General features: G+C 51.7%; 22 protein-coding genes, 2 tRNA genes and 1 other annotated feature. Of the genes, 16 read left to right on the forward strand and 8 right to left on the reverse strand.

Annotated features, from left to right (window positions below; genetic code table 11):
* The first annotated feature begins 25 nt into the window (after positions 1–25).
* The gene (locus KNP84_RS11935; RefSeq protein WP_021065279.1) at positions 26–244 is read left to right on the forward strand and encodes a PspC domain-containing protein; all 219 of its coding nucleotides are present in this window, start codon (positions 26–28) and stop codon (positions 242–244) included.
* Between the two features lie 34 nt (positions 245–278).
* On the opposite strand, the gene KNP84_RS11940 is transcribed toward KNP84_RS11935, so the two are convergent.
* On the reverse strand, positions 279–1,130 hold the full coding sequence (locus tag KNP84_RS11940) for an aldose 1-epimerase family protein (RefSeq protein WP_251131239.1): 852 nt from the start codon (positions 1,128–1,130) through the stop codon (positions 279–281).
* A 74-nt stretch (positions 1,131–1,204) separates the two neighbouring features.
* On the opposite strand from KNP84_RS11940, the gene KNP84_RS11945 reads away from it, so the two are divergent.
* Positions 1,205–1,759 carry a peroxiredoxin family protein gene (locus KNP84_RS11945; protein ID WP_131472443.1) on the forward strand — a complete coding sequence of 185 codons (555 nt, stop codon included), beginning with the start codon at positions 1,205–1,207 and terminating at the stop codon, positions 1,757–1,759.
* 41 nt (positions 1,760–1,800) lie between these two features.
* Here the strand turns inward: KNP84_RS11945 and KNP84_RS11950 are convergent, their stop codons facing one another.
* From KNP84_RS11950 to KNP84_RS11965, 4 genes are all read right to left on the reverse strand, one after another.
* Positions 1,801–2,007 (reverse strand): DUF3006 domain-containing protein, encoded by a 207-nt coding sequence (locus tag KNP84_RS11950; RefSeq protein ID WP_016508383.1) that lies wholly within the window; start codon positions 2,005–2,007, stop codon positions 1,801–1,803.
* 398 nt (positions 2,008–2,405) lie between these two features.
* Complete coding sequence (locus tag KNP84_RS11955; protein WP_021065283.1) at positions 2,406–3,206, reverse strand: MBL fold metallo-hydrolase; 801 nt, start codon at positions 3,204–3,206, stop codon at positions 2,406–2,408.
* Positions 3,207–3,386: 180 nt separating this feature from the next.
* Positions 3,387–3,460, reverse strand: a tRNA-Gly gene (locus KNP84_RS11960).
* Between the two features lie 16 nt (positions 3,461–3,476).
* A tRNA-Gly gene (locus tag KNP84_RS11965) sits at positions 3,477–3,550 on the reverse strand.
* A gap of 128 nt (positions 3,551–3,678) precedes the next feature.
* On the opposite strand from KNP84_RS11965, the gene KNP84_RS11970 reads away from it, so the two are divergent.
* The 3 genes from KNP84_RS11970 to KNP84_RS11980 are packed head-to-tail and all read left to right on the forward strand — an operon-like array spanning position 3,679 to position 5,005.
* Positions 3,679–4,038 carry a hypothetical protein gene (locus KNP84_RS11970; protein ID WP_021067840.1) on the forward strand — a complete coding sequence of 120 codons (360 nt, stop codon included), beginning with the start codon at positions 3,679–3,681 and terminating at the stop codon, positions 4,036–4,038.
* 2 nt (positions 4,039–4,040) lie between these two features.
* Positions 4,041–4,595, forward strand: a complete 555-nt coding sequence (locus KNP84_RS11975) for a hypothetical protein (protein ID WP_021067839.1) — start codon at positions 4,041–4,043, stop codon at positions 4,593–4,595.
* Positions 4,592–5,005: a hypothetical protein gene (locus tag KNP84_RS11980; RefSeq protein WP_021067838.1), complete on the forward strand. Its 414-nt coding sequence runs from the start codon at positions 4,592–4,594 to the stop codon at positions 5,003–5,005. Before KNP84_RS11975 ends, KNP84_RS11980 begins: the two co-directional genes overlap by 4 nt.
* 42 nt (positions 5,006–5,047) lie before the next feature.
* Here KNP84_RS11980 and KNP84_RS11985 read toward each other — a convergent pair whose 3' ends face one another.
* The 3 genes from KNP84_RS11985 to KNP84_RS11995 form a co-directional block, all read right to left on the reverse strand.
* Positions 5,048–8,023 carry an SH3 domain-containing protein gene (locus tag KNP84_RS11985; protein WP_215114857.1) on the reverse strand — a complete coding sequence of 992 codons (2,976 nt, stop codon included), beginning with the start codon at positions 8,021–8,023 and terminating at the stop codon, positions 5,048–5,050.
* Between the two features lie 161 nt (positions 8,024–8,184).
* On the reverse strand, positions 8,185–9,114 hold the full coding sequence (locus tag KNP84_RS11990; RefSeq protein ID WP_021067836.1) for an alpha/beta fold hydrolase: 930 nt from the start codon (positions 9,112–9,114) through the stop codon (positions 8,185–8,187).
* A 22-nt stretch (positions 9,115–9,136) separates the two neighbouring features.
* A complete protein-coding gene (locus tag KNP84_RS11995; protein ID WP_215114858.1) occupies positions 9,137–10,822 on the reverse strand; it encodes a formate--tetrahydrofolate ligase in 1,686 nt (561 codons plus the stop codon).
* Positions 10,823–11,064: 242 nt separating this feature from the next.
* Here KNP84_RS11995 and KNP84_RS12000 point away from each other — a divergent pair, with 242 nt between their 5' ends.
* The 11 genes from KNP84_RS12000 to KNP84_RS12050 all read left to right on the forward strand — a co-directional run bounded on the left by KNP84_RS12000 (position 11,065) and on the right by KNP84_RS12050 (position 23,083).
* On the forward strand, positions 11,065–11,970 hold the full coding sequence (locus tag KNP84_RS12000; protein WP_021067834.1) for a carbohydrate ABC transporter permease: 906 nt from the start codon (positions 11,065–11,067) through the stop codon (positions 11,968–11,970).
* Positions 11,967–12,872 (forward strand): carbohydrate ABC transporter permease, encoded by a 906-nt coding sequence (locus KNP84_RS12005; protein ID WP_021067833.1) that lies wholly within the window; start codon positions 11,967–11,969, stop codon positions 12,870–12,872. Before KNP84_RS12000 ends, KNP84_RS12005 begins: the two co-directional genes overlap by 4 nt.
* A 107-nt stretch (positions 12,873–12,979) precedes the next feature.
* Positions 12,980–13,221 (forward strand) — a binding site (T-box leader).
* Positions 13,222–13,287: 66 nt separating this feature from the next.
* Entirely contained in the window at positions 13,288–14,271 is a 984-nt protein-coding gene (asnA, locus tag KNP84_RS12010) for an aspartate--ammonia ligase (protein WP_021067832.1), read from the forward strand.
* 179 nt (positions 14,272–14,450) lie between these two features.
* Complete coding sequence (locus KNP84_RS12015; protein ID WP_021067831.1) at positions 14,451–15,746, forward strand: ABC transporter substrate-binding protein; 1,296 nt, start codon at positions 14,451–14,453, stop codon at positions 15,744–15,746.
* 147 nt (positions 15,747–15,893) lie between these two features.
* Positions 15,894–17,081 carry a NosD domain-containing protein gene (locus tag KNP84_RS12020; protein ID WP_215114859.1) on the forward strand — a complete coding sequence of 396 codons (1,188 nt, stop codon included), beginning with the start codon at positions 15,894–15,896 and terminating at the stop codon, positions 17,079–17,081.
* Positions 17,068–17,613 carry a nitrous oxide reductase accessory protein NosL gene (locus tag KNP84_RS12025; protein ID WP_215114860.1) on the forward strand — a complete coding sequence of 182 codons (546 nt, stop codon included), beginning with the start codon at positions 17,068–17,070 and terminating at the stop codon, positions 17,611–17,613. Before KNP84_RS12020 ends, KNP84_RS12025 begins: the two co-directional genes overlap by 14 nt.
* 3 nt (positions 17,614–17,616) lie before the next feature.
* Entirely contained in the window at positions 17,617–18,417 is an 801-nt protein-coding gene (locus tag KNP84_RS12030; protein ID WP_215114861.1) for an ABC transporter permease, read from the forward strand.
* A complete protein-coding gene (locus tag KNP84_RS12035) occupies positions 18,404–19,123 on the forward strand; it encodes an ABC transporter ATP-binding protein (RefSeq protein ID WP_215114862.1) in 720 nt (239 codons plus the stop codon). Before KNP84_RS12030 ends, KNP84_RS12035 begins: the two co-directional genes overlap by 14 nt.
* 63 nt (positions 19,124–19,186) lie before the next feature.
* Positions 19,187–20,647: an MDR family MFS transporter gene (locus KNP84_RS12040; protein ID WP_215114863.1), complete on the forward strand. Its 1,461-nt coding sequence runs from the start codon at positions 19,187–19,189 to the stop codon at positions 20,645–20,647.
* A gap of 35 nt (positions 20,648–20,682) precedes the next feature.
* A complete protein-coding gene (locus tag KNP84_RS12045; RefSeq protein WP_251131240.1) occupies positions 20,683–21,789 on the forward strand; it encodes a PQQ-dependent sugar dehydrogenase in 1,107 nt (368 codons plus the stop codon).
* Between the two features lie 94 nt (positions 21,790–21,883).
* On the forward strand, positions 21,884–23,083 hold the full coding sequence (locus KNP84_RS12050) for a M48 family metallopeptidase (RefSeq protein WP_021067824.1): 1,200 nt from the start codon (positions 21,884–21,886) through the stop codon (positions 23,081–23,083).
* Positions 23,084–23,187 lie beyond the last annotated feature (104 nt).

Genomic DNA, 23,187 nt, shown 5'->3' on the forward strand with positions numbered 1-23,187 from the left:
AAAAACTGGAGGAGAAGGTGTCTTGATGGAACGAAAACTGTATAAAGATCCGTCGAATCAAATGATTGCTGGTGTTTGTTCGGGACTCGGGAACTACTTAGGTGTCGATGTGACATTGATGCGAATCATCTTCGTCGTTCTCGCCCTATTTGGAGGTCCAGGTCTTCTGATTTATATCGTCCTCGCCATCGTCATGAAAAAACCGCCTTCAGAGTATGAGGCGGAGCAAGACAGTCGCTTTTAACAAAACGTGCTGACCATAGCGGTCAGCACGTTTTTCATTCCATGTACAAGGTGTAAGTCGCTTCGAACGACTCGCCTGGTTCGAGCAGTTGCATGTCTTCCTTATGGAGGATGTCTTTCCGGTGCCCTTTATAGTCGGCATGTCCGAACCACGGCTCGAGACAGGCGAACGGGGCGTCGGAATGTGGAGGTGACCAGATGCCGAAGTGGGTGAACTGGGGGGATTCCATGACGATGGCCCGGCCGCTCGGCTGATGCCGGAGCGCCGCGTATTCGATTTGTTCAAAGATAAGGGCGTCCTGGTCGAACAAATGATGCGTCAACGGGATATAACGACGTTCCCCAAGCGGTTGATAAGCACCCGTCAAGTAAGGTCCTTCGAGCAAGAGACGGTCGAGTGTTCGTGTCTCCCCAAAGTCAATCGTATAGTCTTCGAACGTGCCCCCGGCAAACGGAATGTTGAAGGCCGGATGTCCGCCGATGCTGAATGGGAGTACGACATCATCCCGATTGACGACGTGGTACGTCACATTCAACTCTTCGCCGATCAAGCGATAGATGACGTTCAGTTCGAATGAGAACGGATAGTGTTTACGGGTCTCGATCGAATCACGAAGAATGAACCGGACGTGTGTGTCCGAAGCCTCGGCGACCTCGAACAGTTCGTCTCGTGCAAATCCGTGTTGGCTCATCGTGTATGTCAGTCCTTCATATAAGTAGCGGTCGTCAAGCAGCCTTCCGACGAAAGGGAATAGGATTGGGGCTTGCCGCCCCCAATACGTCGGGTCGCCTTGCCAAAGGAGCTCCGTTCCTTCGACTTTCCAACTTGTCATTTCGGCGCCGTGCGCTTTTAGGATGAGGCTAACTTTCTCATTGTGAAGTTGCAAGATAGTTACTCTCCTTTGAATGATGTGATAAGTTAAGTTTAGGAGTGAACAGTCCACAGAACAAGGGGTAAATCATGCGATTTCATAAACTAGCAATCAGTCTCATCATGGCCGGCCTCATCGGAGGATTGGCTTATAAAGGTTACGACGAGTACAAGACGAGTCAAGCGAGTGAGCCGACGGTCGAAGTCGCCACGGACGACGGCGTGCTCGGCGGTCTTGAAGTCGGACAGCGGGCGCCACAGTTCGAGCTCGAGACGACGGAAGGGCAGCCGGTGTCCCTCGCCGACTATGAAGGGCAACAAGTCATCCTGAACTTTTGGGCGACGTGGTGTCCACCGTGTCGGGAAGAGTTGCCAGAGTTGATTGAATTCGGCGAAGATACAGGCATCCCTGTGCTCGGGGTGAATGCGACGAAAAACGAGCGGCTCGGTAAACGAGACGTCGATGCGTTTTTACAGGAAGTGCCGGTCAGTTTCCCGATCCTATTGGACGAGACGGGGACGGTGGAGAAGACGTATCGTGTCGTCGCGCTCCCGACCACCTACGTAATTGGGCCAGACGGCATCATCACGGCCAAACAAGTCGGACCGGTCGATTTCGACTGGCTGCATGACCGAACGAAATGAACGGACAAAGACAGACTGGAAAGAAACCGGTCTGTCTTTGTCTACTTTTTATAATGTTGTTTAATCAGCGCATCGAAATTGGGTGTCATGTCTTCTTCGAGATAGTAATGGTGGTTATCTCGAATGATGGTATCGCCAACACGTGCTTCTGATGGCAAGAATCGTCTTGGGATAAAGCTCGAGCCGTTGTTCCAACGTAACACGGCGTATTTCCCTTCGACCCGCACCAACGTGCCATACTTGATCATGCCTCTTCCTCCTCAACGAACAGCTTTCTGTCTCTTTTATTCTTATAGAGTGTATTCCCACATTCCACAAAACCTACACATATTTGCGCAAGGCTAGACAAGCAAAAGTAAAAAGAGAAGCGTGACAGAATTGTGAAGAAACTTTGAAGAAAACGCTTTCTTTTTGAATTATTTTCTTCTATAATGAAGGCACGGGGTGATTATGACGAATTTGTGAACAATGGGGGTATGGTCAATGTTTTCATCAGCTATGATTGGATTGCTCGCTGTCACCGGCGTGACCATTTATGGGATTGACCGTATGTTCACGGTCCGTTCAGAACGCGTCACAAAGAAATAGGTCTACATAATAGGGGGGAATCGCAACGTCTTGGGGAGACGTTGCGATTTTTTTTGTGTCAATAATCTTGTTGCCGCGACTCGCGATCTTTTGCTTTTTGCTCGACGTGCTTCCGATTACGTTCATGGACGCGCTGGAAGAAAGCGTGTTCGGGCCAATGCGGAGACCAGACGCGTTCTTCTGGCAAGGCGAGGATATATTCTTCGGCGGCGCTCAGTCGCTCCATCATTTTGCTACGGTCGTCACACAAGTCGCCGTGGCCAGGAATGAGCCACCGAATCTCATACTCGTAAATGGCAGCTTGAAGTTTCTGCAACGACGTCAAATACGCCTCGGCATCGTGTTCGATGAACGGGGGCTCGATATTGGAGGCATAATCGCCACACACGAGCAGACGTAACGGCTCGACGATTAAAGACATGTGGGTCGACTCGTGACCAGGCGTCAATAAGAACGTGATGGGCGTAGAGCCGAGGGCGAGGGTACCATCTTCCGAAATCATAATATCAACAGCAGGTTTGATGATGGGACGATCGATGTAATACTGTTCGTAGAACGATTGAATCTCATCGAGCTGAGAACTCGCATCCGTCTCGACGAACGCTTGAGACGCGATGACGGTGGCATCGGGGAACGCATAAGCCCCGATGATATGGTCATAGTGCTGATGCGTATAGATGACATACAGCTTTTTCCCCCGGCGTCGTAATTCGACGTCCCGGCGAATCGTGGCGATTTCTTCGGGCAACCAGGTCGGATCAATCACAATCAAGCTTTCGTTCGTCTCAATTAACGTCGAAGTCGTGCGCATCAAAGCACTCTCGTATACGGTGAACGGTTGAAGACGTACTTGAATCACAGGAATCCCTCCTTCTTGTCTTCCATCCTTTTCCCGAATTAACGTCATTTAAGCGTTGTTGAATTCGGTGCTATTATGCTGAAAAACAAAAAAAGCAGAACGTCGAATGACGTTCTGCTTGTTGCACGGGACACCGTGCGGTTATGTGTGCGAGCAAATTCTCGCGTATATGTCGGTAATTGGAGCGGGTGAAGAGAATCGAACTCTCGTCATCAGCTTGGAAGGCTGAGGTTTTACCATTAAACTACACCCGCATATGAAATTTTAAAATGGAGCGGGTGAAGAGAATCGAACTCTCGTCATCAGCTTGGAAGGCTGAGGTTTTACCATTAAACTACACCCGCGAAACGCTTAACGTTACGGTAATATAATAGCACAGGATTTTAGCTTTGCAAACCCTTTTTTGAAAAAACATTGGTTGTTGCGGCTAGGTCGTCTTGCTAAGATAATAGAGGAGAGGAGTGGATGGGGCATGAGTGAGCGTAAATCCTATTTACAGATGATGAGCGAAGGGTTTCGGATGATGAAACAATCCAAACAACTCAACCACGAGACGAAGCTTCGCCAATGGATGTTCTCGATTAATCGCGAGTCGGACTGGCAGGTGATTCTTCGAACGGAACGATTGAAATGGATCGGCCCGGCGACGAATGAGTTCATCGTCGAACCGCTATCCGTTCAAATTGGGGCACTTCAGCTCACGCGTCATCTCGAAACGAACGAAGTACGTTTGAAGATCGAGGAAGAATGGGGAATTGAAAGTAAGGTCGTCTGTGACGACAAGGAGTGGGAACGATTCGTCGCGTCGCTCAAACAATTGAAGGGGGAGTAGTCGTGAGTCGAGAAAGGCTATATCGGATTGAAGCGGAAGCTCGGGGCAGTGCCTGGCGAGCCCGTGTATTGACCGGCATCCAACGATTCCGCTTTTTTAAAGGGGAATTGCTCGCACCGACTGAACGTCCTTATGTCGTCTTGAGCATCTCACAAGACAAGCAGGCACTCCCCGATTTGATTGAGACGGATATGGGAGTGTTGCTCATCCATGAACGAATCGGTCCAATTTTTATGAACCTATGCCCATACGATATTCAGCTTGTTCGAGTCGAGTTGCACACGAGCACCGGGAAGACGGATCAATATTGCGCGCTCAACGTATTGCGTCGCTTCGAGATTGAGCATCTCGAAGATTCAGGCGAATATCGACCGTTAGACCCGGACCGACTCTATTTTTTATCACATCAAACCGTAAGATTGAACTTATTCGGGCACATGATTGCCCAAGACCAAAACAGTCAACGTCTTTACGTGACCGAGCGCCTCAAATATGCGCTCCAAGCGAAGATGGTGACAGGTCTAGCATTTAAGAAGACGAAGGAGCAAACAGCATGAAGGAATACGAGATTGACGGTTGGATCCGTCTATCCTACCCAGAACACTTTGAATACAATGAAGAAGAAGACCATGTCAGCTTTTATTCGGTAGAAGCCGACGCCCAAGGGACGCTTCAGATGTCCATCTATGAAGCCGAGGAAGAGCAAGCGCCGAGCGACGCGGCTCTCCAAGAGTTGAACACATTTTTAGGCGAGTTCCCGATTGACGTCAAAGTCGCCCCGAGCGTCACGACGGAGGCAGGCGGTATGACGACGGCCTATGCGAGCGGAATCGAGGACGGGATGCATCTCGACGTCTGGTCACTCACAGACGGGAAACGACTCCTGTTTTTGACGTACGTCGCCGATGAAGTGACGAATGAAAAAGTAGAGATTGAATCGATTATCGACTCCATTGAATGGACATAACAAGAGACACGCGCCAACGTCGGCTGCGTGTCTCTTTGTGTCTTACTGGAATTTTGGAACTTCGAAGTAAAGCGTGTAGGCGTCGAGCTGTTGATACATGTTGTAGATGTTGGCGGTTTGTTTCGTCGCCCAAGCGATATCCGTGGCATATTGCATCGTCCCAGGATTTGATGGATTAAAGCGCATTTTATAGAGCGTGTTCTGTTTCCGGCTCGGGTTGTTAATATACGAATCCCCGATGAACTTGGCACCGCCGATGATGGCGGCTTCCGGTGTGAACCAACCTTCTTTATAAGCGCGCTCAGCCCCTTTGACGTGGGCGTTCCCATCAATCGCACCGATTCCGTACATATTGTAGACGGTCTTCGGTGTGACGGCCTTGCCGTCGACGCTCGAGACAACTGTCCCGGTGGCGAGGGCGGACGTCCCATGACCGGTTTCAAGCAATGCATGCGACAATAGGTAAATTTCGTTGACGTTGTGCGTACGTGACGCATCGATGAACGCTTGACCGCGTCCATCTAAAATCCCTTTACCGACGAGCGACTTGTTCAAGACCGGCGCCGTCAAATCGGCTCCCTTCGACAAATCGAGGAACTGGAAATATTCCCGTGACGTCGTGGCGAACGAAGACGGTGACACGTGACGTGTGATTTCCTCATCCGTCGCAAGACGCCAAGACCGGTCATAGACGCGAATGTTGTATCCACTCGGGCGATAGTAGCTGATTGTGTAATATTGTCCGAGCTCACCAGTGATGCTCACCGTCTCACCTGGGTTGAGCACCCCGAACGAGTGAGCTGTCATAGAAGCGTCTTTCAATACCTTGACATTACCAGCGACGTTGGCAGCGCTGACGTATCCGGTCAGTAGACCCGATTTTACTTTATACCAAGTCGTCGAACCGACTTTTTGTGTGCCGAGGTACTCAAGTTTCGTATTCGTCGACAAGCCGCCCAAGTTTGCTGCGGCTGTTGAAGCGGTTGCCTTCAAATATTGGAATGAAGTCGTCATGAGTTCCGTCGAACTGATCGTCCCTGTCGTGGCGGTCGGTGTCGCGCGAGTGATATACGTTTTCGGTACATAGGCGTTCGCAGCCCGGAAGGCGTCCGACTGGGCGAACACGTTGCGTTGCGTCGTCACCATCGATGCGAGCGTGTATGGATAGGCCGTTTCGGTGATGACCATTTCCTTACTGCCGGCGACAGGCGGTGTGTACGGTTTCGTATACGTGAGGGAGATGTACCCTTTCACGAGCGAGCCGTTGACGAGATATGAGATGACACCCCAGTCGCTACCGACGATTGGCTTCACTTTGACGACCGTCCCGTTCGCGAGCGTCCCGATGACGGCGCCATCAACTGCTTTATTGCGCACGTTCAGCGTCCCGTTGTTCGCGACGACGACCTCGACTTCACGTTCTGATTCGAGCTGTTCTTCTGGTACTGGCGGCTTGTCCGCAAAGTAACTCGCGGTCGCATAGCCCGTGAGCGAGCCGTACTTGATTTTATACAACGAGCTGGTCAATCCGGCCTCAGAAATTTGCTGAACTTTTGTCCCTGTCGGAATGACTGCGATTTTTGTTTTCGGTGATGCCGACCGGTCATAGAGGACGACTCGTTGCGTCGTGTAGTAATCTGTCACGACAATCACCTCCGGTTTTTCGACTGAGAAGTGACGTGAAGCGGCATAACCGGTTTTCCCGTCATAGCGGACTTTGAACCATGAGCTCGATAATCCGCTTTGAGAGATTTGTTCGATTTTCGCACCGAATGGAATCGTATCGATTTTCGTTGCGCCCGAGGCGGACGAACTGTACATCGCTACGTTCCGAATCGCGTAATAAGGCTTGATGACAATCACTTCTGGTGGTGTCGTCGAGAAGTTGCGAGCTGCGGCATAGCCGGTGACACCGTCATACTCGATTTTAAACCATGAGCTCGCGAGTCCAGCATCCGATACTTGTGTCACTTTACTGCCGGCGCGGATGGTCCGGAGACGATCTGCACCCGAGGCAGACGATTTATACAAGACGAGATCGCGAGCGGCGTAATAAGGCGTTCGTACGACGACTTCCGGCTTCGTCTTCGAGAAGTTACGGGCTGCGGCATAGCCGGTGACGCCATTGTAACGAATCTTGAACCAGGACGAACTGAGTCCTGCCATTGCGATTTGTTCGACTTGGGCACCCGAAGGGATGGTCGCGATCTTCGTCGCGCCTGAGGCCGAACTGTTATAAAGGGCGACGTTTGTGATTGAAAAATAAGGCGTCGTCGTTTCAGGCGTCGACGTATCTGGAGTCAATAGTGACGTCGAGAAGTTACGGGATGGAGCGTAGCCGATTTTCGTGCCATATTGGATTTTAAACCATGAGCCGGTCGCGCCGAGTGAGGCGAGATGCGTCACTTTGGCACCAGCCGGAATCGTCGCGAGTTTCGTCGCGCCCGAACCGGTCGAGTTGTATAGCACCGCTGTCTTGTTCGCGTAATATGGTGTTTCGACAGGAGCCGACGGCGTAAAGTATCGAGCTACGACGTAACCGGTGTACTTGCCGTACGTCACTTTCATCCATGAACCGGTTGCGCCGTGCGAAGAGATATAAGTGACGGTCGCGCCTTTCGGGATGGTCGTCAAGACGTTGGCAGACGTCGATGTCGATGAGCGCAAGTTGACGTTCGCATCAGCCTTGTAAGCAGACGTCGCTGTCGTCGAGGCGGTCGTCGCCGTTTTCGTGACGGTCGATTTGAGTGTCAAATAAGTCGACGATACGTAGCGCTTTTCGCCTTCGAATTCAATTTGAGCCCAGTTGTCGTTCGTCGTATACACTTGAACGGTTTCGCCTTCGGTCAATTTCCCGACAATATCCGAAGTGGTAGATGTGGCGGAACGAACATTTAAAATCGATGTATTCACTGTTCCTTCGTATGTTGCTGCATATGAATGAGCGGGGACGAGCGTGCTCAACACCGTGCTAGAGATGAGGACGGCCGTGCTCAATCGTGTGATCGTTGGCTTCAATGTGTTACCCCTTTCGGTGAATACGTATCAAAATATGTGTATTCTTTTAGTGTGCGGTCTAAGTATAGCGCACTTAAAAATTGGAAAGAAGAATCTAAATTACAAAAAAGGTAAATGAATTAGAATCCTATTGTATGATTTTGGTAAACAAAAAGAACCTCCTAGGAAATGGAGGTTCTTTTTGCGATTCGTATCGTTTGATGCATCCAGTCGCCGATGTCCGTCCAGATGTCTTGGCGTTGGCGCTCACGAAGCACTTCGTGGCGAGCCTGATCATAAGACAGCACGGTCAATTCGATGTCGGCGGCCTGGTGTTTGCGGACGATTCCGGAGAGTCCTTCTCCGTCATGTACGACGGGGTCATCGGCACCTACGACGAACAAAATTGGTAGTGTTTTCGGATGTTCTTGTATCCGGGCGGCGGAGGTCACATCGAGTGACGCTTTTGCTACCTCGTGTAAATATCCGAGCGTCGGAATCCCACCACAGTCCGGATCGTTCATATAGGCGGTCACTTCCTCGGGGACACTAGAAATCCAATCGCTCTCGGTCGTGGCGGGTAAGAATTTCAAGTTATATCGCCCGAACAACAAGCGTTCGAATAAACGGGATTCATGGGTGCTCCCTTTGAACCGAATGGCCAAATCGATCGCATACAGTCCGGCACGTCCAATCAATCCAGAATGCGGGGGCGGGGAAACGGCGATGACACCCGCCAATCGATGACCTAACTGTTGACCGAGTCGACGCGCGAGCAACGAGCCGAAACTATGGCCGAGGACGACGGTCGGCAATTCATCTTGATAGTGATCGAGGAGCGAGATGGCGTCGTCGACCATTTGATCAAATCCTTCGTGTGGAGATAGATGAGCGTAAGTGGACTGGGTTCGGGCCAAGGAACCGGCGCCGCGAAGGTCGCACAGAAACACATTAAAACCAATTTCTGACAAAAAATCAGCGAATTCGACATAACGTTGATGATGTTCAAGCATCCCATGGAAAATGAAACAATTTCCAATCGGTTGTCTGGCCTTGACGTGCAATAGTTGTGTCCGGTATCCGTCCGCATACGTATGTTCCGTGACGTCCATCCCTATCCCTCCGTTGTCTTGATTAGAATAAGCCAATCGCTTTCCCAGTCTCATCAATCCCCATATTCAAGGCGGCCGGTTGTTTCGGCAGACCCGGCATCGTCAAGACGTTACCTGTCAAGGCGACGAGGAAGCCAGCGCCGACCGACGGTTTCAACTCTCGCACCGTCACGGTGAAGCCGTGTTGGTATCCGAGTTTCGTCGGGTCATCCGAGAGCGAGAACGGCGTCTTCGCCATACAAATCGGCAAGCTCTGCCAGCCGTTCGCTTCGATTTGTGCCATCTGTTTTTTCGCGGTTGCGGTAAAGGTGACGTCGGCCGCTCCATACACTTCACGGGCGATCGTCAAAATTTTCTGTTCGATGGAATCGGTTAACGCATAGAGCGGGGTAAACGAACTCTCATTCGACTCAATCGTGTCGATGACGGCCTCGGCGAGGGCACGACCGCCTTGTCCACCATTCGACCACACTTCACTGAGCGCCACTCGAATGTGGTTCGCTTCACACCAATCGAGGACGGACGCCAACTCTTCGGCTGTATCCGAATTGAATCGATTGAGGGCGACGACGGTCGGCAAACCGAGTTTCCCCATCGTCTCGACATGTTTGGCGAGAAGTTTTAACCCGTTTCCGACAGCTCCGACGTTCTCGACGTGGAGTTGGTCTTTGGCGACACCGCCATGCATTTTCAAAGCACGGACTGTTGCCACGAGAACGACGGCGTCCGGGTTCAATTTTCCGATGCGTGACTTGATATGACAAAATTTCTCGGCGCCAAGATCGGCTCCGAAACCAGCTTCGGTGACGACATATTCACCGAGCTTGAGCGCGGTTTTCGTCGCAATCAATGAGTTGCATCCGTGCGCGATATTGGCGAACGGACCACCATGAACGAGGGCTGGTGTCTGTTCAAGTGTTTGCACCAAGTTCGGCTTGAACGCTTCTTTCAATAGCAGTGTCGCGGCACCGGCCGCACCGATTTGTTCGGCCGTGATCGGCTCATTGTCCCGATCGTATGCGACGACGATTCGCTTGATGCGTGCCTCGAGGTCAGTCAACGAATCGGCGAGACAGAGGATGGCCATGATTTCAGACGCGACCGTAATATCAAAGCCGTCTTCACGAGGTACGCCATGGGCACTACCGCCAAGGCCAATCGTCACGTGACGGAGCGCCCGGTCATTCAAGTCGAGCACACGTTTCCAGACGATTTTCCGGACATCGATGCCAAGGTCGTTCCCTTGATGGAGATGATTGTCGAGCATGGCGCTAATCGTGTTGTGGGCCGCGGTGATAGCGTGCATGTCGCCTGTAAAGTGAAGGTTGATGTCTTCCATCGGCAACACTTGGCTGAATCCTCCGCCGGCGGCACCGCCTTTTAAGCCCATTGTCGGCCCGAGCGACGGTTCTCGCAAACAGACGATCGCTTGTTTGTCGAGTTGGTTGAGCGCTTGGCCGAGCCCGACGGTCACGGTCGACTTTCCTTCACCGGCTGGAGTCGGATTGATTGCCGTGACGAGAATGAGCTTCCCGTCTTCGCGAGTCGCCATCCGATCGATGACGTCGAAGGATAACTTGGCTTTATATTTCCCGTATAGGTCGAGGTCATCTTCTTGTAAACCGAGCTTTTCCGCAATCTCTTTGACGGGCAACATCTCGGCTTGTTGGGCAATCGTTAGGTCGGATAACGGTTTAATCGTCGTCATGTATAAAATCCCTCCACTTTCGAACATTGTAATCGGTTTATTTCATTTCATTCGTGAATCGACTTAGAATCAAGGTTTAATTCTTCATTCAGGAAGACTCGTTCGTGTTGTCATTGAGTTTATCATAACGCATCGTCTCGTATAATTCACCCATTGAGTGCAATATATTCCACCCTTTCCGTCAAATGTATCCGTTTTCATTTTGGTTGTTTGAAGGTAAGTTGATAGTGGAGGCGATGAACATGACAGAAACACCAAAACAACACAAGCGAAGACGAAATTGGAAGAAACCAGCGAGTTTTATCGCATTCGTCGGTCCGGCCTTTTTGGCGTTTGTGGCGATTGTGCTCATACCGTTCATAAACGGGATTTATTACAGCTTCACGGATTGGAACGGTGTGACGGGTCAGTTGAACGTAGTCGGGTGGGACAACTATCAGCGGATTCTATTCGAGGATGAACAGTTCCGCGCCTCGTTCTGGATTACGACGAAATACACGATTGTGGCCGTCATCTTGACGAACATCGTCGGTTTCTTACTGGCCTTACTGTTGACGATGAACATTAAGACACGCAATATCCTGCGCACCGTCTTTTTCATGCCAAACTTGATTGGCGGGCTCATTCTCGGATTCATTTGGCAGTTTATCTATGTGAAGGGCTTTGAATCAATTGGGGCACTGACCGGATGGAGTCTGTTCGAACTGCCGTGGCTCGGTGACGCCCGGACAGCCTTTTGGGGCATCGTCATCGTCGCCATCTGGCAAGGCGGAGGCTACGTCATGGTCATCTACATCGCAGCGCTTCAAAACGTGCCGACGGATTTGCTGGAGGCGGCCAAAATCGATGGGGCGAATCGGTTGAAGATGTTGCGTCACATCACGTTACCGATGATTATGCCGTCGATCACCATCTGTCTGTTTTTGACGATCTCCTGGTCGTTCAAAGTGTTCGACACGAACTTGTCGCTCACGAACGGAGGCCCATTCAAATCGACAGAGATGCTCGCCTTGAACATCTATACAGAATCGTTCGTGAATAATAATTACGGGCTCGGCTCGGCGAAAGCGGTCATCTTCTTCCTTGTCGTCGCGGCGATTACCGTCACTCAAGTCTATTTGACGAAAAAGCGGGAGGTGGAGGCATGACTACAGAAAAAATTGAACGCATCGAAGCGAAGGTCGATTCATCTCCCCAGCGATTGCTACCGCAAAAACCGCTGCGGGCGGGTGGATATACGGCCGGTCTCGGTCTCGTCGAACTGGTGGCGATTCTACTTGGACTGTTATATCTCGTCCCGTTCTATTACGTCATCGTCAACTCGTTCAAATCAATTGCCGAGATTTACACGAACACGTCTGCCTTGCCGAGCGTCTGGCTCGCGTCGAACTATACAGAAGCCTGGGAGGCGATGAACTACGGACGCGTCTTCTTGAACTCGCTTCTCATCACGGCCGGGGCGAACCTTCTTATCGTGCTGTTCACCTCGATGGCGGCCTGGAAGCTCGTCCGGACAAAACATTGGATTTCGACCGTCATCTTCTTCTTGTTCGTCGCGGCGATGGTCATCCCGTTTCAGTCAATCATGATTCCGCTCGTGAAAGTGTCGAGCCTGCTCGGTCTTTTAAACAGTCATTGGGGACTGATGGTCATGTATCTCGGCTTCGGGTCTGGTATTTCGGTATTCTTATATCATGGCTTCATGAAGTCGATTCCGGAAGAGATTGAAGAAGCGGCCATCATTGACGGTTGCTCGACGTGGGGCGTGTTTTGGCGAATTGTCTTCCCGCTCCTCAAACCAATCACGGTGACAATCGTCATCTTGAACAGCCTTTGGATTTGGAATGACTTTCTCTTACCTTCACTTGTCCTCCGAGACATCGAGCTGCGGACGATTCCGCTCGCGACGTTCTATTTCTTCGGACAATATACAAAACAATGGGATTTGGCACTTGCTGGTTTAGTCCTTGGGATCGTTCCGCTCCTCGTCTTTTTCTTCGGTATGCAAAAGCATATTATCAAAGGGATTACGAGCGGCTCGATCAAATAACCCTGCCCAAGGGATCTCCCCCGTCCGCTACACGGGGGAGAATTTTTTTTTTGAAAAAGTGGTTGACATTCGTCTGAATATTGATAATAATTGGGTCAATTCAATTGTGAACGACATTGAAAGGACGAGTACACAGAAGACGTAAGCAAAGCGAGCCGGGGAAGGTGAGAGCCCGGACTGAAATCTCTGTCGAAGAACCTCCTGGAGTCGCTACCCGAACGCTTTGCAAGTAGACGTAGCCGGACTGTTCCCCGTTATCGGAACTACGAGATGTTCGTCTCGAAAAAGTGAGTAGATTCGTCTACTAATTTGGGTGGCACCGCGGAGCTTGAAGCCTTCCGTCCCATAGTCCATGGGATTGGAGGGCTTTTTTCTATTGCTCCATCCCGAAATCCCACAATTGGAGGAAGAAAACATGACAACAACAGCAATGAGCAAGATGAAGGAAAAACAACAGGCGATTACAGTAGTGAAGGCGACATTCGAAGACAAGTTCAGCACGGCGCTCGGACTCACACAAGTTCAGGCACCACTGTTCGTCACATCGGCGAGCGGTGTCAACGACCACTTGAACGGTGTCGAACGCATCATCCAGTTCGATACGCAGTATCCAGGGCATGAACTCGAAATCGTTCAGTCGCTCGCGAAGTGGAAACGTGAAGCGCTCGGCCGCTACGGATTCGAAGTCGGTGAAGGGTTGTACACACAGATGCGCGCCATCCGTCGGGATGAAGAACTCGACGCGACACACTCACTCCACGTCGATCAATGGGACTGGGAACGTGTCATCGCTCGGGAACACCGGACGACGGAGTACTTGAAGGCGACGGTCGAAACGATTTACGCGGCACTCCGCGAGACGGAACAGACGGTCGAAACGATGTACGGGATTGAGGCGATCTTGCCAGAGTCGATTCACTTCTTGACGAGCCAAGAGTTAGAAGACCTTTACCCGGATCTTACACCAAAAGAGCGTGAGCACGCGATTTGTAAAGCGTACGGTGCGGTCTTCCTCTCGCAAATCGGCGGCGCACTCGCTTCGGGCGATAAGCACGACGGTCGCGCGGCTGACTATGACGACTGGTCGCTCAACGGCGATATCCTCGTCTGGCACCCAGAACTCGAATCGGCGTTCGAACTGTCATCAATGGGAATTCGTGTCGACGAGACAGCGCTTGCCGAGCAGTTGGTGACAGCCGGAGCTGAAGACAAACGCAAGTACCCGTTCCACCAAGCGGTCCTCGAAGGACGTCTCCCGCTTACAATCGGGGGCGGCATCGGGCAATCGCGTGTCGCCATGTATTTGCTTCGTGCTCGTCACATCGGTGAAGTCCAATCTTCGGTCTGGCCGAGTGAGATGATCACAGCATGTGAAGAAGCTGGAATCAGCCTGTTGTAATTATATAGAAGAAACTAAAACCAGGACTTTCTTTTCAATAAGAAAGTCCTGGTTTTCTGTGCAACATTTTCCACCCTACACGTCAATTTTGACACCTACATAATGGAAGCGTTTTCATCTAAAGTTAGGGTGTACCGAATGATGAAGGATTGTCGACTCTATACTTAGGAGGAAGCGAAATGAAACGTAAATGGAAATTATCAACTGCCGTCATGACGGCAGGTATGGTATTGACGCTTGCGGCCTGTGGCGGCGGGTCGCTTACGGAAGATGAAGGATCGAACGATGCGAACGCAGATAACGGGGACAAGCAAGATGTCACGTTGAACGTCTTCCAGTTCAAAGCGGAAATCGCCAAAGATCTTGAAGCGATGGCGAAAGAATACGAGGAAGAGACGGGCGTCAAAGTGACCGTTCAAACGGTCGGCGGCGGAGCCGATTACGGCGCTGCGCTCAAGTCACAGTTCGCGTCAGGCAACGAGCCGGACATCTTCAATAACGGCGGGTTCACCGAAGCTCAGACATGGAAAGACAAATTGGAAGATTTGTCAGGCGAGAAGTGGGTCGGGGATTTGACGGAAGTGGCCAAGGAACCGATGACGATGGACGGAAAACTGTACGGGATGCCGATGAACTTGGAAGGATACGGCTTCATCTACAACAAGGAGCTGTTCGAGAAGGCGGGCATCAGTGAGTTGCCGAAGACGTTGTCTGAGTTGACGGATGCGGCTGAGAAGTTGGATAAAGCAGGCATCACACCGTTCTCGGTCGGTTATGCCGAGTTTTGGATTCTCGGAATTCACTTGCTCAACATTCCGATGGCGCAACAAGACGACCCGGATGCGTTCATCCAGGCACTCAACGAGAATAAAGAAAAATTTGAGGACAATGAGCAGTTCCAACAATTCTTGAAACTGTTTGACCTCACCATCAAATACGGCAATAAGAACCCGCTCACGACGGACTATAACACGCAAGTCACACAGTTCGCTCAAGGTGAGACGGCAATGCTTCAGCAAGGGAACTGGGCGCAACAGATGATTCTCGACGTGAATCCGGACATTGAGATGGGCTTCGTCCCAATCCCAATCAACGATGACAAAGAGAAGATGGATCGTCTCCCGGTCGGCGTCCCGAACAACTGGGTCGTCAATAAAAACTCGAAGTATAAAGAAGAAGCGAAAGACTTCCTCGAATGGATGGCGACATCTGATACAGGTAAAGATTACATGGTCAACAAATTCAAATTCATTCCGGCGTTCAAGTCGATCGAAGCGAACGACCTCGGTCCGCTTGCTGACGACATCTTGGCTTATTCGAACGAAGGCAAGACGATTTCATGGAACTGGTTCAAGTATCCGGATGGCGCGGTCAACGAGTACGGCGCGTTGATGCAAGCGTACGTCGGCGGTCAAAAGACCGGAGACGAGATGCTCCAAGACTTCACAAAAGTATGGGCCGATAAGGCAAAATAACAGCAACACAAGCAGCGAAATGACCCCTTCGCCGCTTGTGTTTTTTTTATGAAGAAACTGTCACACGAATCCCATAAAAACGACACACATACCCCCGTGGGTTTTCGTACAATATGTTCTGTAAGCGATTCATCAAGAGGAGGGGTTATGAGACGACTAAGCTGGTTACTCGCTTTATGGTTCTTCTCACCGATAGCTGTTCAAGCGGACACAGAACCGGTGTTGCTCGAAGAACCGATTGTGATTCAATCGAACGAAACGTTCAACGGTGCAGGAAAACGGTTCATCAGTTGTGAACGACCCGCTTTCCAACTCGAAGGAATCGGGGCCGTGCTCGAGAACGTCGAGATCGAACAGTGCGAACGGACGACTGTACCCGCGGTGCTCGTCGAGGGGCTGGGCAACCAAGTCATCGATGCGAGAATCGAAGCAGCCGGGACCGGGATTGCCGTCAGGGACAGTCACGGGGTCCGGTTGATTCGACCGAACGTGACCGGGACAGGTCGGGGAGAAGGCATCTCCGTACATAATAGTGAAGCGACGGTGATTAAAGGTGCCATCATCGACCATGCCCGAGACGGGATTTACATCGAAGACGGGAGCGGATATGAATTGGTTCGGCCACTCGTTATGAACTCACGGTACGGCATTCATCTCATGTTCCCGACGGACGTTTCAATCACCTCACCCATCCTGCACCATAACGAAACCGGCGCGATGGTGATGGGAACCGAGCGCGTCAGCATCGAAAATGGACAAATTCATGACCAGACAGGTGCGACGGGGATGGGGCTCATGCTGTTCGAGGCGGTCGAGACGACCGTTCGTGCGAATGCAATTCATGGGAACCGCGTGGGGATTTACGCCGAGAAATCCGAGTGGACGGCAATCCATCATAACGGAGTGAACGGAAATGATATCGCGTTGCGGTTGCAGCGGGCTACCGGGATGACCCTGGCCGGGAATGATTTGACACATAATCGCTATCCGGTCATATCGTTCAAAGCGGCTGACAACGTGATTGCTGGCAACAGATGGGGCGGGCTGACGCTTGATTTGACCGAGGACGGACAGAGCGAGATTCCGTATCGGGCTGACCCGTATTTGTTTTTGCTCGCCGATTCGTATGAAGCGTTTGAATTATTGTACGGGGCCCCCGGGCTGACCGTACTCGAGCGTGTCCTCAGAAGTCCCGATGAGGTCACGCTCATTGACACGGCGCCACTTGTGACGAATTTCAAGTTTACTTGGCAAGGAACAGTCGGGGCGACCGTGTTAAGTGGATTATTGATGTTATTATGGCGATTTGGGAGGAAACAAGATGATTACTTATAAGAAGATGGCAGGATTACTTACCGTATCTGGATTGACACTCGCGCTAGGGGCGTGTTCAAGTGCGGCAGCGGAACCGTTCGACATCAAATGGAGCGAGACCGAATGTGAAGTGTGCAACATGAAAATCATGGACGAACAGTTCGCTGCCGAGGCAATCATGGACAACGGAAAAGGCTATGCGTTCGATGACATCGGTTGTTTGATGCGGGACTGGTATCCGGAACAGACCGAGGAAGACATTGCGGCCATGTACGTCAAAGACTATAACACGAAAGAATGGGTCGATCTCGAGGAAGGAACGTTCGTCCACGATAAGATGTCGAAGACGCCGATGGCATACAATATTGTCTCGTTCGCAAAAAAAGCGGACGCTGAGGCATATGCGGATGAGAACGGCGGAACGGTCATGGACCTCGACGACTTGAAAGAGCATTCATGGGAACGTGGTGAGATGAACCAACATAAAAAAATGAACACGGGTGATGACAACAAGATGAGTGACAGTGATTCATCAGAAGGCCACGGACAGTAAATGATGCTCTGGCGGATCGAGTGGTCGCGCACGTTGCGTCAAAAAGAGAGTTACGTCTTCCTGTTCACTTGGATGGTGACGCTCGTCTTGCTCGGTGGTCTTGGACAAGCACTGCCAGTGGCGTCTGCCTACACGAACGTCAACGCGTCACTACTCACGATTATCGGTCTCGTCTTGCCGCTGTTCGTCATGTTGACGACGGCACTCCAATGGGGAGGAGAGCGGGAGTCAAAACGGTTGCGCCTCTTGACGACGTACCCGCTATCGATGTTTCGTCTCATTTGGATGCGATACAGCGCTTTTCTCGCGACGCAAGCTTTGATCGTGACGCTCGCCTATGCACTCGCCTCATTCGTCGTATCGATGCCCCTCACCACATGGTTCGTCTTATGGACCTATTCAATCGGACTCATCGCGTATGGGGCGGCGCTCGGGACGTTCGTTGGCGTTATCGGTCGAAATCGACTTCAAGCCGTCCTTCTGTCTTTCCTCATCTGGATCGTCATGATTTTATTGTGGCCAACGATACTCGTGAGTGTCATTGCTTGGATGCCGTATGGGATTCAGGCGGAAGCGATGATCGGTGCTTTGTTCTTGAACGGATTTGAACTGTTGCGTGTCTGGGTGAGCGCGGTTTTAGCAGCACCTGATTTGTTCGGCGCCATCTATGAGACGTTTATTGATTGGCTCGATGAATCAATTGGCACGGCCATCGTCGGTTTTACAATCGCAACGGTTATTCTTTTGATGCTATCCGCTTCAGCCTGGTGGTTACGACGGGAGGGTCGACATGATTCAGCTTAAGCAAGTAGGGAAACGTTACGGCGAGTCATGGGCGCTCCATCCGCTCGACGGAACGATAGAAGCGGGTCAAATCGTGGCTTTGTGCGGCAGCAATGGGGCAGGTAAATCGACGCTGTTGAATCTCATGAACGGCACGATCACCCCAAGCGTCGGGAGCGTGTCGTTGAACGGTCGAACGATTGGTGACGGGAAAGCGTACCATCAGACGTTCGGTTACATGCCAGACGATTTTGGGTTCGACCCGTCTTGGACCGTCGGTGAGACGTACGCCTATTACGCCTTATGGCAAGGTGTGAAGCCGGACAAGGTACTGTTGAAGCGAGTCGGTCTCGATGAACTGAGGCATCGTCACGTTGGGAAGCTATCGAAAGGGATGCGACAACGGCTCTTGCTCGCGCAGGCGCTCGTAACCAAACCAGACATCCTACTCCTCGACGAACCGACGAACGGACTCGACCCAACATGGATGCATCTGCTCGGCGGTCTGTTACGGGATGAAGCGGCGCGTGGAGCGACAATCGTCTGTTCGACACATCAGCTCGACGTCGCAGCGATGCTTGCTGACGAAGTGTGGATGCTCAAGGACGGTCGGGTCGCCGGTCGCGTTATCGTAACGGACGAAACGGAGGCCTACGCTGAGATTAAACGTTTCTTTTTCGAATCGGAAGTTGAGGCTTGTCAAACGGGCGTCGCTCGCACAAAATAATAGACAGTTGAAGTGGTGCTCGGAACCTTCCGGCACCACTATTTTATTGGGGAGATGACAGATATGAGAAAGAATGTCACGGTCGCGTTGTTGTTGGCGACTTTTTTAGCGGCGATTGAAGGGACGGTCGTCTCGGTCGCGACGCCGGTCATCGCGAGCGAGTTGAACGGGGCCGCCCTCGTGAGTTGGGTGTTCGCCGCCTTCTTGCTGTTCACGGCGGTGTCGACACCGATTTATGGAAAAGTGGCCGATTTGTTCGGTCGCAAGCGGGTCCTACTGTTCGGGATCGGTTTGTTCACCCTTGCCTCGCTCTTATGCGGTCTCGCCACATCGATGGAGCAATTGATTATCTTTCGGGCGCTCCAAGGACTTGGTGCCGGGGCGGTATTGCCGATTTCGATGACCATCATCGGCGATTTGTATAAGTATGAGGAACGTGGCAAGATTCAAGGCATCTTAAGCGCGGTCTGGGGGGTCTCGGGCGTGCTCGGGCCGGTCATCGGCGGGTTCTTGGTCGAGACGTTGTCTTGGCGCTACGTCTTCCTCTTAAACGTACCGTTCGCACTGTTATCGTTCATCATGATCATTGTCTTCTATAAAGAGACGGTGACCGAGACGACGGAGCGGATTGACGTCAAAGGGGCGCTGTTGTTCGCGTTCGGTACGACGGCATTCTTATATGTACTGATCACGTTCAGCGAAACGAACGTCTGGACACCATCGATCATCGTCAGTGCCGTGTTCAGTGTCGTTCTGCTTACCAGTTTCTTTTTATCAGAGCGGCGTGCGAAAACACCGTTACTACCGCTCGATTTATTGAAACAACCGATTATCGCATCCATCAATGGCGCCGTCTTCTTCGCGGCATGGGTGCTCGTCTCGATGTCGGCCTATATTCCAATCTGGGCCCAGGCCGTACTTGATAAATCGGCGACGGAAGCCGGATTCATGCTGATGCCGCTCTCGGTCGCTTGGACGTTCACATCGATTATCGGCGGCCGTACACTTGGCGCGGCCTCGCCACGGCGTCGAGCCGTGACAGGAATGAGTCTCTTGTTGATCGGGACAATCATCTTGACGCTGCTCACGCAATCAAGCCCAGATCTGTTCGTCTACCTCGCTGTCGCCATTATCGGCGTCGGGTTCGGCTTGTCGCAGCCGATGTTCATCGTCGTTTTACAGACGGTCGTGTCATATCGTCAACGCGGGACCGCGACGGCGGCAAACTCCTTCTTGAGTACCGTCGGTCAGACGCTCGGTGTCGCCGTATTCGGTGCCGTGTTTAACTTCATCGTCCTTAGTGGCTTCCGTGACGAGCCCGGGTTAAGCGGTGTGTCACTCGAATCGTTCTTCAATCGGAGTATGACCGAGGCGCTAAACGCGACAGTCAGGCTCCAAGGCGAACAACTCATCGCCACAGGATTGAACACCGTCTTCATCGGTGCGGCACTTGCCGCATTCATCGCACTGTTGATTGCACTACGTTTACCGGTTAGCCCACCTGAACCTTCACGCGATAACTAAAGACACGGTATGATGGTGAAAAGGAGGCGATCATGTTGAGACGATGGATGTTCATCTTGTCGCTCGTATTTGTTGCCGGTTGTGCCTCGGAATCGACCGAGGCGCCGGAACCTGAACAGGCACCAGTCGAAGAGTCGACCGAAGAAGCACCGTCTGATACGGCACCAGAGCCGGAACCAACTGAGCCGGAAGGCGACGTGTCGACCGGTGCAACCGAATCGATTGTCGAACAGTTAGAGGCACCGTGGTCAATCGCAAAAACCGATGACGGATGGCTCATCTCGGAACGCGGCGGCACGATTGCCGTCATCGATGCGGACGGGAATCTCGACCGACAAGCGGTCATCTTGGACGAGGACGTGCTTGAAATCGGGGAAGGCGGTCTCCTCGGACTCGCGTTGACCGCAGATTTTGCGACGTCACGCCAACTGTACGCTTATCATACGTACGGGACACCCGGGAACGTCAAAAACCGGGTCGTCGAGTTGACGTGGGATGGCAATCAGTTTGAAGAGACGGACGTCGTGCTCGATGAGATTCCAGGGGCCCAGTTCCATAACGGCGGACGGTTGTTGCTCGACGGTGACGTGCTTTGGGTCACGACCGGAGATGCGCTCGTGCCGGAACTGGCTCAAGACGAGACATCGATTGCCGGAAAAGTGTTACGGGTGCCATTATCCGGAGCGGGCAATCCGACCGATTGGATTTATTCGTCCGGACACCGCAATCCTCAAGGTTTGACGAAAATCGAGGATACGTTCTATGCGAGTGAACATGGGGCGTCCGGTCACGATGAAGTGAATATCATCGAAGAGGGTAACAACTACGGCTGGCCGCTCATCGAGGCAGACCAAGAACGAGATGGGCTCGAGACACCATGGTTCGAGGTCGGGGAGACGTCGTGGGCACCGTCGGGCATCGTTGCCGACAATCGTTACGTGTATATGGCGACGCTGCGCGGGAATCGCCTCATTGCCATCGACCGGGAATCACGTGAGGTCATCCCGCTCGTCGAGGATAAAGGTCGCATCCGTGACGTCTGGTTGGAAGACGACGGACTTTACTACATCACAAACAATACGGACGGACGTGGCAACCCTGGAAGTGGGGACGACCAGCTGTATCGCCTCACGATCGAATAGAAACTGACATACGTGTCAGTTTCTATTTTTTTGTTGAATACATCCATTTATCCGGTATAATGGACTTCATATGGAAAATGAAGGGGATTTTTACATGAAACAATCGCAATTGGTACATAAGAACGAAACATTGTATTTTGGACTGCTCGTCGCCGCCAGCGTGTTGACGGTGGTGCTAGGAATTGTCTTCACGATTGCCTCGCTCGGCATCTTTTTATGGGTGATCGGATCAATTTTAGCACTGTCTCTATTCACACACTGGCTCCAAATCGGATATATTCGCACGAACGGCGTCAAAGTCACGGAGCGTCAATTCGCCGACCTGTATCAGACGTATCAGCGTGTCGGGCAGGAAATGGGAATTCGCTTACTCCCAGACGTGTACATTCTTCAAGCCGGAGGCGTCTTGAACGCTTTTGCGACTCGTTTCTTCCAAAAGAACATGGTCATTCTGTATTCGGATGTCGTCGAGTTGTCACGTGACGGATATACGAAAGAAGTTGAATTTGTCATTGCCCATGAGTTGGCACATATTCGCCGGAATCATGTCCAAAAACAATGGGCGATGATGCTCGGCGGTTGGATTCCGTTTTTAGGGTCGGCTTATTCGCGTGCTTGTGAGTTTACGTGTGACCGTATGGCCGCCCATCATATTCAAGATCAGGCGGCATCGAAACGTGCTCTCACGATTCTTGCGATTGGTGGGAAATTGGCAAAAGAAGTGAGCGAGTTTGACTACTTATATGAAGCGAGTCGTGAGAACGGATTTATCGCCAAGTTGAGCGAGTTGTTATCGACACATCCGCCACTCCCGAAACGAATTGCGGCCATCGCGACGAACGCCGGTGAGACGAACGTTCCGGTCTTCAAGACGGCAGGGTATGTCAAAGGGTCGATTATCGGGACGATTGTATTGAGTGTCATTGTCAATGTGGCCATTGTCGCCTGGTTGTTCACGAGCGACGGATTGACTGGCTTCTCAGAAGGGTTCGGCTCGCTTGATGCCATGGCAGAAGAGCCGATTCAAGAACTTGCCTACAACGCCGCAACGTACGAAGAGTTTGAGGCCTTACTGGCAGACGGGGCTGACGTCAACACGCAAGACTTGTACGGCGACACGCCGCTTCATAACTTGCTCTATAATGAAGGCGTGGACATCGATACGGTTGGGTTGTTGCTTGAGAACGGCGCCGACGTCTCGCTTGAGAACGAGGATGGCATGACGCCGGCCGAACTCGCAGCTGACTCCGGGCAACCGACAGGCATCATCGAATTGATTCAATCATACGAATAAATAACGAGGTTTATGGCCGGAACAAAGGTCATAGACCTTTTTATTTTCAAGTATTGCAAACGCTTGCATAAGCCGTGATATAATGACAGCGAGGAGGCGATACG

The sequence above is a fragment of the Exiguobacterium sp. s70 genome (assembly GCF_018618315.1).
In the GTDB taxonomy this organism is placed as follows: Bacteria; Bacillota; Bacilli; order Exiguobacteriales; family Exiguobacteriaceae; genus Exiguobacterium; species Exiguobacterium chiriqhucha.